This is a genomic window from Leucobacter sp. M11 (assembly GCF_035726885.1).
GTDB lineage: Bacteria > Actinomycetota > Actinomycetes > Actinomycetales > Microbacteriaceae > JAPFRB01.
In genome coordinates, this window is sequence record NZ_JAPFRB010000003.1 from 715,977 (window position 1) to 725,029 (window position 9,053).

Annotated in this window: 8 protein-coding genes; 3 read left to right on the forward strand and 5 right to left on the reverse strand. The window is 70.5% G+C overall.

The window, feature by feature from the left end:
- Positions 1-230 precede the first annotated feature (230 nt).
- The 3 genes from OOT08_RS11830 to OOT08_RS11840 all read left to right on the forward strand — a co-directional run bounded on the left by OOT08_RS11830 (position 231) and on the right by OOT08_RS11840 (position 3,677).
- Positions 231-827, forward strand: a complete 597-nt coding sequence (locus OOT08_RS11830; RefSeq protein WP_325092839.1) for a TetR/AcrR family transcriptional regulator — start codon at positions 231-233, stop codon at positions 825-827.
- A 64-nt stretch (positions 828-891) separates the two neighbouring features.
- Positions 892-2,349, forward strand: a complete 1,458-nt coding sequence (locus OOT08_RS11835) for an MFS transporter (RefSeq protein WP_325092843.1) — start codon at positions 892-894, stop codon at positions 2,347-2,349.
- Entirely contained in the window at positions 2,346-3,677 is a 1,332-nt protein-coding gene (locus OOT08_RS11840; protein ID WP_325092844.1) for a metal-dependent hydrolase family protein, read from the forward strand. The genes OOT08_RS11835 and OOT08_RS11840 overlap by 4 nt, the downstream gene beginning before the upstream one ends.
- 113 nt (positions 3,678-3,790) lie before the next feature.
- Here the strand turns inward: OOT08_RS11840 and OOT08_RS11845 are convergent, their stop codons facing one another.
- From OOT08_RS11845 to OOT08_RS11865, 5 genes are all read right to left on the reverse strand, one after another.
- Positions 3,791-4,231 carry a DUF2871 domain-containing protein gene (locus OOT08_RS11845; RefSeq protein ID WP_325092845.1) on the reverse strand — a complete coding sequence of 147 codons (441 nt, stop codon included), beginning with the start codon at positions 4,229-4,231 and terminating at the stop codon, positions 3,791-3,793.
- Positions 4,232-4,371: 140 nt separating this feature from the next.
- On the reverse strand, positions 4,372-4,989 hold the full coding sequence (locus OOT08_RS11850; protein WP_325092847.1) for a response regulator transcription factor: 618 nt from the start codon (positions 4,987-4,989) through the stop codon (positions 4,372-4,374).
- A complete protein-coding gene (locus OOT08_RS11855) occupies positions 4,986-6,254 on the reverse strand; it encodes a sensor histidine kinase (protein WP_325092849.1) in 1,269 nt (422 codons plus the stop codon). Before OOT08_RS11855 ends, OOT08_RS11850 begins: the two co-directional genes overlap by 4 nt.
- 4 nt (positions 6,255-6,258) lie before the next feature.
- On the reverse strand, positions 6,259-8,322 hold the full coding sequence (locus tag OOT08_RS11860) for an MMPL family transporter (protein ID WP_325092851.1): 2,064 nt from the start codon (positions 8,320-8,322) through the stop codon (positions 6,259-6,261).
- A 59-nt stretch (positions 8,323-8,381) separates the two neighbouring features.
- Positions 8,382-9,053, reverse strand: a 672-nt coding sequence (locus OOT08_RS11865) for an MsnO8 family LLM class oxidoreductase (RefSeq protein WP_325092852.1), incomplete at its 5' end; no start/stop codon positions are given.

A 9,053-nucleotide genomic window follows, 5' to 3' on the forward strand; every position in this document is an offset into this window, starting at 1 on the left:
CATCGAGGAGGTCGACGGCGCTGAGCCGCCCGTCCCGGAGCGCGTCGCGCACATCGGTCAGGTCGAACTCAGGGGGGAGGGAGGGATGCATCGTTGCAACCTTTCGGGCTCGGCGAACCGCTACGGATCGATTCGTATGTGAAGTCCACGCAGAGCCTCACTGGCGTGCATGGAGTTCTTCAACGATACGCTCCGTTGCGGTTTGGATCAAACTGTGGTTGTCTAGGGGCATGACCACAACGGCGAAGCCCGGCCCCGGGCGCACACAGGACGCTGACCTGACCGACCGGATTCTTCGGGCGGCGGAGCAGAGCCTGCGCGCAAACGGGTTCTCCGGGCTTCGGATGGAACAGGTGGCCGCCGAGGTGGGTTGCGGCAAAACTGCGATCTACCGCCGGTGGGCCACCCGGGAGGAACTCGTCGCCGCGGTCATCATGCTCTTCGCGGATCCGGCCGAGGAACCCGACACGGGCTCCCTCGTCGAGGACCTGGTGATCCACCAGGGACAGAGCATGATTAACCAGAGCTACCAGGACAACCAGGGGGAGGATCGCCCCCTCTGGGGCGTCCTGGTAGAGCCCAAAGTGCGGGAAATCCTGTACGCGGGCGTCCTCTCCGAACGCCGTGACCGGGGGCGCACGATTATCGCGCGCGGGGTCAGCCGCGGCGACGTTCCCCCCGAAACCGATGCGGACGCACTGCTCGACATGATCGCGGGCTTCGCCTTCTACCGGACCAACGTCAGAAACGAGCGCTTGACGCCCGAGATGTTCCGGCAGGTGGCGAGCACGGTCGTCAGCGCGCCCCCGTTGCGGATCACAACCTAACCACCTCGGTGGGCCTCCCGACGGAGGTTGGGCACACACCGTCGACCCGAGAAATGAACACACCATGCCTCAGTATCCAAAGACGGATACCGCTTCAGAAACGAGCACGGGAGAGGTCAAGCAGCGCGTTGTCGCGATTGTTGGATTCCTCCTCTTTGTCGAACTGAGCAGCGGTTTTTTGCAGGGCTATTACACCCCCCTGTTCGGTCAGCTGGTTGACCACTGGGAGGTCACCGACTCAACAATTACCTGGTTCGTCACCGTCCAGACCCTGGCGGCGGGCGTGAGCGTCCCCGTGCTGTCCAAGCTCGGTGATATTTACGGCCACCGGAGGATCCTGCGCATCGCGGTGATCTCGGTCGCCGTTGGCGCCGCGCTCGTCGCCCTGTCGCCAAACTTTGGCCTGGCCATGGTGGGCCGGGTCCTCTGCGGGCCCCTGGCCGTCTGGCTTCCCCTCGAGATCGCGATCGTGCACAGCCGGCTGACGCAGGACTCGGCCCGCAAGGCGATCGGTATGCTCGTCGCGAGCATCACGATCGGCGCCGTGCTCGGCTCCGTCGCCGCGGGCCTCTCCTCGTCGATCCCGAGCCTCACGACCGTCCTCCTCATCCCGGTTGTCATCCTCGTGCTCTGCGTCATCGCCGTGTTCATCGCGGTTCCCGAGTCCACGGACCGGGCAAACCCCAAGATCGACGGCCTCGGCTTCCTCGGCCTGGCCGCCTTCATGCTCCTGCTGCTCTGGGGACTGAACCAGGGCAGCGCGAAGGGCTTCGCCAACGCGGGCACGGTCGCGATCCTCGTCGGGGCAGTTGTCGTATTCCTCGTCTGGGTGTGGTGGGAGAAGCGCGCGGAGGCCCCAGCGGTGGACCTGGCGCTCGTGACCCGGAGCACGCTCTGGCCCGCATACCTGATCTCCTTCGTGCTGGGCATGGTCATGCTCGGCACCCAGACGGTGCTCATCACGTTCCTCGCGAGCGACCCCGAAACCCTGGGGTACGGCTTCGGCCTTGCGCCGGGGACCCTCTCCCTCGTGACCATCGCGGCCATGCTGCCCGCGACCATAGCCTCGATCTTCTTCGCACGGCTCGCCAAACGCTTCGGCCTCCTGCGCGTGCTCCTGTTCGGGTTGTCGCTGGGCCTCATCGGTCAGCTCGCGCTCATCGCGTTCAACGCGAACCTGCCGATCATGGCCTGCGGGCTCATCGTTGGCAGCTTCGGCCAGGGCCTGCTCCTCGGCGCGCTGCCCGCGCTGATCGCAGAGGAGGCACCCCGGGATGCGACCGGAATCGCGACCGGGATCTACAACTCGCTCAAGACCCTCGGCGGCGCGGTCGCCGGTTCGGTCTTCGGGATTGTGCTTGCCGCGTTCGTCATCCCCGAGCAGGGCGCATCCTCGATCGGCGGATACCTGACCGTCTGGTCGATTTGTGCCAGCGCCTTCCTGATCGGCCTCCTTGTCCTGCCGATCCTCAAACGAAACCGCCCCGTCACCACCGTTATCCCCGTACAGAGGACCGTATGATTTCCGCACAAAAGCCCCAGCCCCCCGCCCCCGAAACCCCCGAACATCACCGGGCCAGGCTCCCCCTGACCCCCGCCCACCGGGGCTCGTACCGGCTCGTGAACGCGAGGCTCTGGACGGGCGTCGGCGAAGAGCTCATCGAGGGCGGCGAACTCGTCGTCGTCAACGACCGCATCGAGTACGCCGGCGCCGCCCGCCCCGAAGCCGCCTGGTCCGACGGGCCAACGATCGATCTGGCGGGCCTGAGCGTGCTCCCCGGCTTCATCGACACGCACGTGCACCTGTCGATGTCCATCGAGGCGGGCCAGGGGGCGATGATGGCTCAGTTCCCGAGCCACCGCCACTTCCACGCCGCCCAAACGGTGCGCAAAACCCTGGACGCGGGAATCACGACCGCCCGCGACCTCGCCGGGCTCGACGCCGGCTACCGCTACGCGATTGCGGACGGCAGCATTGTGGGGCCGCGTCTGCACCTGGCCGTCGCCGTGCTCTCGCCCACGGGTGGGCACGCGGACATGCACTTCGCGAACGGGCTCAACCCCGCGGAGGGACTCATGGACGGGTTCGCCGGGATCGTCGACACCGACGATGACATGCGACGCACGGTCCGGGAGCTGGTTCGGGCTGAGGCCGATGTGATCAAGGTCTGCACGACGGGCGGCGTCTCCAGCCCCTCGGACACCCCGCACGACCTCGGCATCCCCGAGCATCAGGTCCGCATCGCGGTCGAGGAGACGGGCCGTCGCCAGGGGCAGCCCGTGACCTCGCACGCGCAGGGCGCGGACGGGATCGTTGAGGCAATCCTCGGCGGGGCCAGCAGCATCGAGCACGGCTACGAGATCGACGAGGCCGGGATTGCGCTCATGCTTGAGCGCGGCACGGTGCTCGTGCCCACCCTGAGCTCCGCGCTCCGGGTGCCGGACCCGAAAAAGGTTGCGCCCTACCTCTACGAGAAGAAGGTGCGCTGGTCCGAGATCGCCCGGGAGCACGTGACCCGCGCGATTGCCGCCGGGGTCACGGTGGCGCTCGGCACGGACGCGGGCGTGTGCCCCCACGGCACGAACCTGACCGAGCTCGGCCACCTGGTGGACCTCGGCATGACGCCCGCGAAGGCGCTCGCCGCCGGGACCATCAACGCGGCCCGACTCCTGCGGCTCGACGCGGACCTCGGCACGCTCGAGCCCGGGAAACTCGCCGATCTCGTGATCACGCGGCGCAACCCGCTCACCGAGATTCACGCCCTCGCGGACCCGAGCGAGATCCTGGCCGTGGTGCAGGGCGGCGTGCCGCGGAAGGACCTCGACGGCACGCTGAGCGCGCTCGGCTAGTCCGCCCCAGACTCGGCGGCCCCGAGCCGTGCCCACGGAGGGGCCGCCGAACCGCCCGGACCACGCGTCGATCCCGCGTGGTCCGGGCACTTTTGCGTTTCCGCGCGACGGCCTCAGGCCGCCACGGGTGCGGCGGCCGCGCTGCCCCGGGGCACGGCTCGGCGCAGGGCCACGAAGAAGACGATCATGCCCGCGGTGATGAGGATGTGCCCGAGGCCCGCGAGGCCCGAGATCATGGCGCTTGCGTCGCGGCCGAGCACCGTGAGGATCCCGTGCCAGATGAGCATGGCGGAGGTGAGCACGACCCCCGCGTGGTACAGCCAGAGAAACCAGGCGTAGAGCGTGCGGCTGCGGGAAATGACGAAGACCCGCTCGATGAGCAGCACGATCAGGAACACGAGAAACCCCAGCGTGAGCAGGTGCGTGTGCGCCAGCCCGAGCTGGGTGGACTGCCCCTCGGGGAACCCGTTGAGCTTGGTGAACTCACGGTAAAAGAGGCCGGAGAGCACGCCTGCGAGGAGATAGGCGAAGGCGGCGTTGACGAGTTTGAACACGATGAACCTTTCGTTGGTGCGGCGAAGCCGCGGGGAAACCGGGTGGAAATGGGCAGGGCGCAGCGCTCGCGGGTGGGGCGAGCGGGGGAACGGGCGGCGCCGACCGGGTCAGCGCCGCGGGAGGGAGCGGGGAACGGGGGCTAGATGAGCCCGGTCTCGCGGGCGAGGTGGATGGCGCGCGAGCGGCTGTCCACCTCGAGCTTCGTGAAGATGTGTGCGATGTGGCTCTTCACCGTGGCCTCGGTGACGAACAGGCTGCGGGCGATCTCCTTGTTTGCCGCGCCGGTCGCGAGGAGCCGGAGCACCTCGATCTCGCGCTCGGTGAGCTTCGGGAGCGGGTTGCGCATCCCGCGGAGGACCCGGGCGGACAGCTCCGGGGAGAGCACCGTCTCGCCCGCGGCGGCGCGTTCGATGCCCGCCAGAATCATGCCCGGGGCGACGTCCTTGAGCAGGTAGCCCGCGGCGCCCGCTTCGATCGCGCCGAGGATCTCCGCGTCGCGATCGAAGGTCGTGAGGATGAGCACGGCGGGGGCCGGATCGAGCGCGCGGAGCGCGGCCGTGGTCTGGATCCCGTCGATGCCGGCGCCGAGGCGCAGGTCGCAGAGCACGACATCGGGGCGCAGGTGCCCGGCGAGGGCCACGGCCTCCTCGCCCGTAGCGGCCTCGCCGATCACCCGCACGGACTCGGAGTCGAGCACGGCGCGCAGCCCGCTGCGGACGACGGGGTGATCGTCGACGAGTAACACGGTGATGGTCATGGGGTCTCCTCTGCGGTCGGCTGTGCGCCGGGGTGGACGGGCAGGTGCACCGAGATCGCGGTGCCCTCGCCCGGAGTGCTCTCGATGTCGAGGCCGCCGCCGAGCTCGCGCAACCGCGCGCGCATGAAGGACAGCCCGTAGCTGGAGGAGCCGGGTCCCGCGCCCGCCTCCCAGGCAGTCACGTCGAAGCCGCGCCCGTCATCGATGATGTCGAGCCGGACGGTGCGCTCGGCGCCGATCAGGCTCATCACGACGCGGCTCGCCCCGGCGTGCAGCCGCACGTTCGCGAGCGCGGACTGCGCGGTGCGCAGCAGGGCGATCTCGACCTCGGTGGGCAGGTGCGGGAGCGCGGCATCCACGTGCAGCTCCGTCTGCAGCCCGGCCTCCTCGCGGGCGCGGTCCAGCATCCGGCGGAGCGCCCCCGCGAGCACATCGTCCTCCAGCTCGGCGGGGGCGAGCGCGGCGACGATCCTGCGCACATCCGAGAGGCTGTCGCCCGCGAGATCCTCGACCTGGGTGAGGGTGCGCGCGGACTCCGGGTCCCGGCTCCGCCCGGCGCTCGCGTGGGCGAGGAGACGGATCGAGGACAGCGCCTGCGCGATCGTGTCGTGGATGTCCCGGGAGATGCGGGTGCGCTCGGCGACGGCGCCGGACTCGCGCTGGGCGAGTGCGAGCTCGTCCTGCAGCTCCGACATCTCCTGCTGCGCCCGGCGAAGGGAGGCCACCAGCCGCTCGCGCTCCGCCGCGTCCCGCAACAGTTGGAGGTAGCCGCGGGAGATGCCGTAGGCGAATATCCCGCCGATGAGCGGCCCGAAGACGTTTGCGTAGCTGGTGCCGCCGTGGTGCAGGATCGGCGCGACGACGACCACGGCGAGCACGAGCCCGGAGAAGAGCAGCCCCGACGGAATCGGCAGCAGGTGCCCGGCGAGGAGCCAGAGCAGGAACGCCACCCAGACAAACTCCGCGGACACGGCGACGGCGGCGACCCAGATCAGGGCGAACACGAGGAGCCACCAGGCGGGGGAACGCGGGCCTCGAGCCCGCCCGGGGAGGACCGTGCCGACGGTGTGCCAGGCGAGCAGCGCGAGCCCCGCGAGCACCGAGGCGGCGACCGGGGTCCCGTCGGCGATCGCGCGGATGACCCCGACCGTCGTCAGCACCGCGGCGATCGCGTGCTGGCCGAGTTCCATCGCCCGGAGGGTCGCGGCCGCCGGGGGCGGCCCCGGATCCGAGCCGCCCGCGAGCGGTGCGTTCACAAGGTTCATGGCTCTATTCAACACGGCTCGGCCTCGGCTGTCTTGGCCACCAGATCCGGTCGCCGACGAGCGCGAAGATCGCGGGGACGATGATCGTGCGCACGAGGAGGGTGTCGACGAGCACCCCGAGGCCGACGATGAGGCCGAGCTGGCCCAGGGTGACGAGCGGGAGCACACCCAGGGCGGCAAACACCCCGGCGAGCACGAGCCCGGCGCTCGTGATCACGCCCCCGGTGTGGGCGACCGCCTCGACCATTCCGGCGCGGGTGCCCAGCGTGGCGGCCTCGCTCCGGGCGCGGTGCACGAGGAAGATCGTGTAGTCGATGCCGAGGGCGACGAGGAAGAGGAACGCGAGCAGGGGCACCTGCTGGTCGAGGGCTGGCTGGCCGAGGACCACCCGGCTGAGCCAGGACCCGGCGCCGATCGCGGCGACCGCGCTCGCGAGGTTGACGATGATGAGCAGCGCTGGCGCCACGACGGAGCGCAACAGCACGAGCAGGACGAGGAAGCTCACGGCCAGCACGAGCGGGGCAATGAGCAGCAGGTCTCGCTGGCTGCCGGCCCGGGCGTCGAGGTCGGTGGCCACGGCTCCTCCCACGACCGCGTCCGCGCCCGGCACCGCGTGCACGGCGTCGCGCAGCGCGGTGATCTGCGCCAGGCTCGGCTCCGAGCTCGGGGCGTACTCGCTCGTCACCATGACCGTGGTGAGCTCGCCGTCGGCGGTGGCCCCGATGGGGTGCGCGCGGACGACGCCCTCGACCCCGTTCGCCGCGGACACCACGGCGTTGGACTCCGCGCTGTTGGCGACGATGAGAATGGGCTGGGCCTCCCCGGGTGGGAAGTGCTCCGAGAGCACCCGGAGCCCGGCCGCGGACTCCGACTCCGTGCGGAAGGTGTCCAGCTGGTCCAGTCCGACCGTGGTGCCGAGGAGCCCTGCGGCCATGACGGCCAGCGCGGCCGCGCCGCTGACGAGCGCCAGGACGGGGCGCCGCACGACCCCGGACGCGATCCGACGCCAGGCGCGGCCCGGACGGGGCAGGACCGCCCCGGGGCGGGGGACAAAGGGCCAGAAGATTCGCCGCCCGCAGACCGCGAGCAGCGGCGGGAGCAGGAACAGCGCCGCGGCGAGCGCGATGAGGAGGCCGATCGCGGCGGAGATGCCGAGCCCGTGCGTGCCGGGGATGACCGCCAGGACGAGCGTCAAGAGCGCGAGCACGACCGTGAGATTGGAGGCCACGATCGCGGGGACCGTGGCCCGCCACGCGGCGCTCAACGCGGCGCGATGATCGTCGGTGCCGTGCAGCTCCTCGCGATAGCGGGAAATGAGCAGCAGCGCGTAGTTGGTGCCCGCGCCAAAGACGAGGACGCTGATGATGCCACCGTCAAACTGCAGGTCCCACTGGGCGCCCGCGGCGGCCGTCATCCGCCCGGCGAGCCCGTCCGCGAGGGCGACGCTGGCCAGCGGAATGAGCCAGAGCACGGGGGAGCGGTACGTGAGGATCAGGAGGAGTGCGACGATCAGGACCGTGGTGACCAGGAGGGTGACGTCCGCGCCAGCAAAGGAGGCGGCGATGTCCGCGCCAAAGGCCGGGCCGCCGGTCACCAGGAGCTCGAGGCCGGGCGGGGCGTGCTGGGCGAGGTCGCCGCGGATGTCCGCGATGGTCACGGCGGTGTCGGCGTTGCTCTCGCCCACGGTGATCGGCGCGACGAGCAACGCCGCGCCGCCGTCCTCGCTCAGCATCGGGCCGGAGGGCTCCGCGTCCGAGCGCTCAGCGAGCAGCGGGAGGAGGTCGCGCAGCTGCGCGACATCGTCCTCGCTCAGGCGTGCCCCGTCCGCGCGGGAGGAGACGACGAGCACGGACTGCCGGTCGGCGTTCGGGAAGGTCGCCAACAGCTCGCTCGCCCGAGCGGACTCGGCGTCCGCGGGGGCCAGGTCGTTGCGGGCCGGGGCGGACGCGGAGCCGAAGACGCCGAACAGGGCGGCCATGATGAGGAGCACCAGCCCGAGCGCGAGCCACGCGCCCCCGCGGGAGGTGAGCCGGTCGGAGAAGCGGTTGCGAACACGGGTATCTGCCATGCCTTCCACTCAAGCAGGCACGGCACAACCGATCATCGGGAGGAGGGACGAAGCGAAGCTCAGCCTTTTGGCGGATGCTCCGCCGGTGGCTCCTGCGCCGTGGGGCCGGCCAAACGGATGGAGGTGAGCCGCTCCTCGGGCGTCGGCGCGGGGTGCACCGTGATGAGTTCGTCGGCGCCGGTCATCTCGGCGAAGGCGTGCAGCTGCTCGCGGACGGTCTTCGGGGAGCCGACCGCGGTGTAGCGCATCATGCCGACGATTTCTTGGCCCGCGGGGGAATCCACGAGCTGCTCGGCCTCGGCTTCCGTGAGCATCTGCTCGCGGCCGCGCGAGAGGAACATGCGCACGCGGCTGAGCTTGGAGCGGTGAAAGAGGTCGGCGGCGGCCTCGTCCGTCTCCGCGGCGAGCACGTTGATCGCCGCCATGGCGTACGGGGTGGCCTGCTGCGCGCTCGGGCGGAAGGTCTCACGGTAGTGCTGCATCGCGCCGAGTAGCTGCTGCGGGGCGAAGTGCGAGGCGAAGGCGTAGGGCAACCCCAGCTGGGCACCCAGGCTGGCCCCGAACATGCTGGAGCCCAGAATGAACAGGGGCACGCGGGTGCCCCGCCCCGGATAGGCGTTCACCCCGGTCACGGGCAGTTCGTCGCTCAGGTAGCGCTGCAGCTCCTGCACATCGCTCGGGAAGGCCTCGGCGGCCTGCACGGTCCGGCGCAGCGCGCGGAAGGTCGCCCC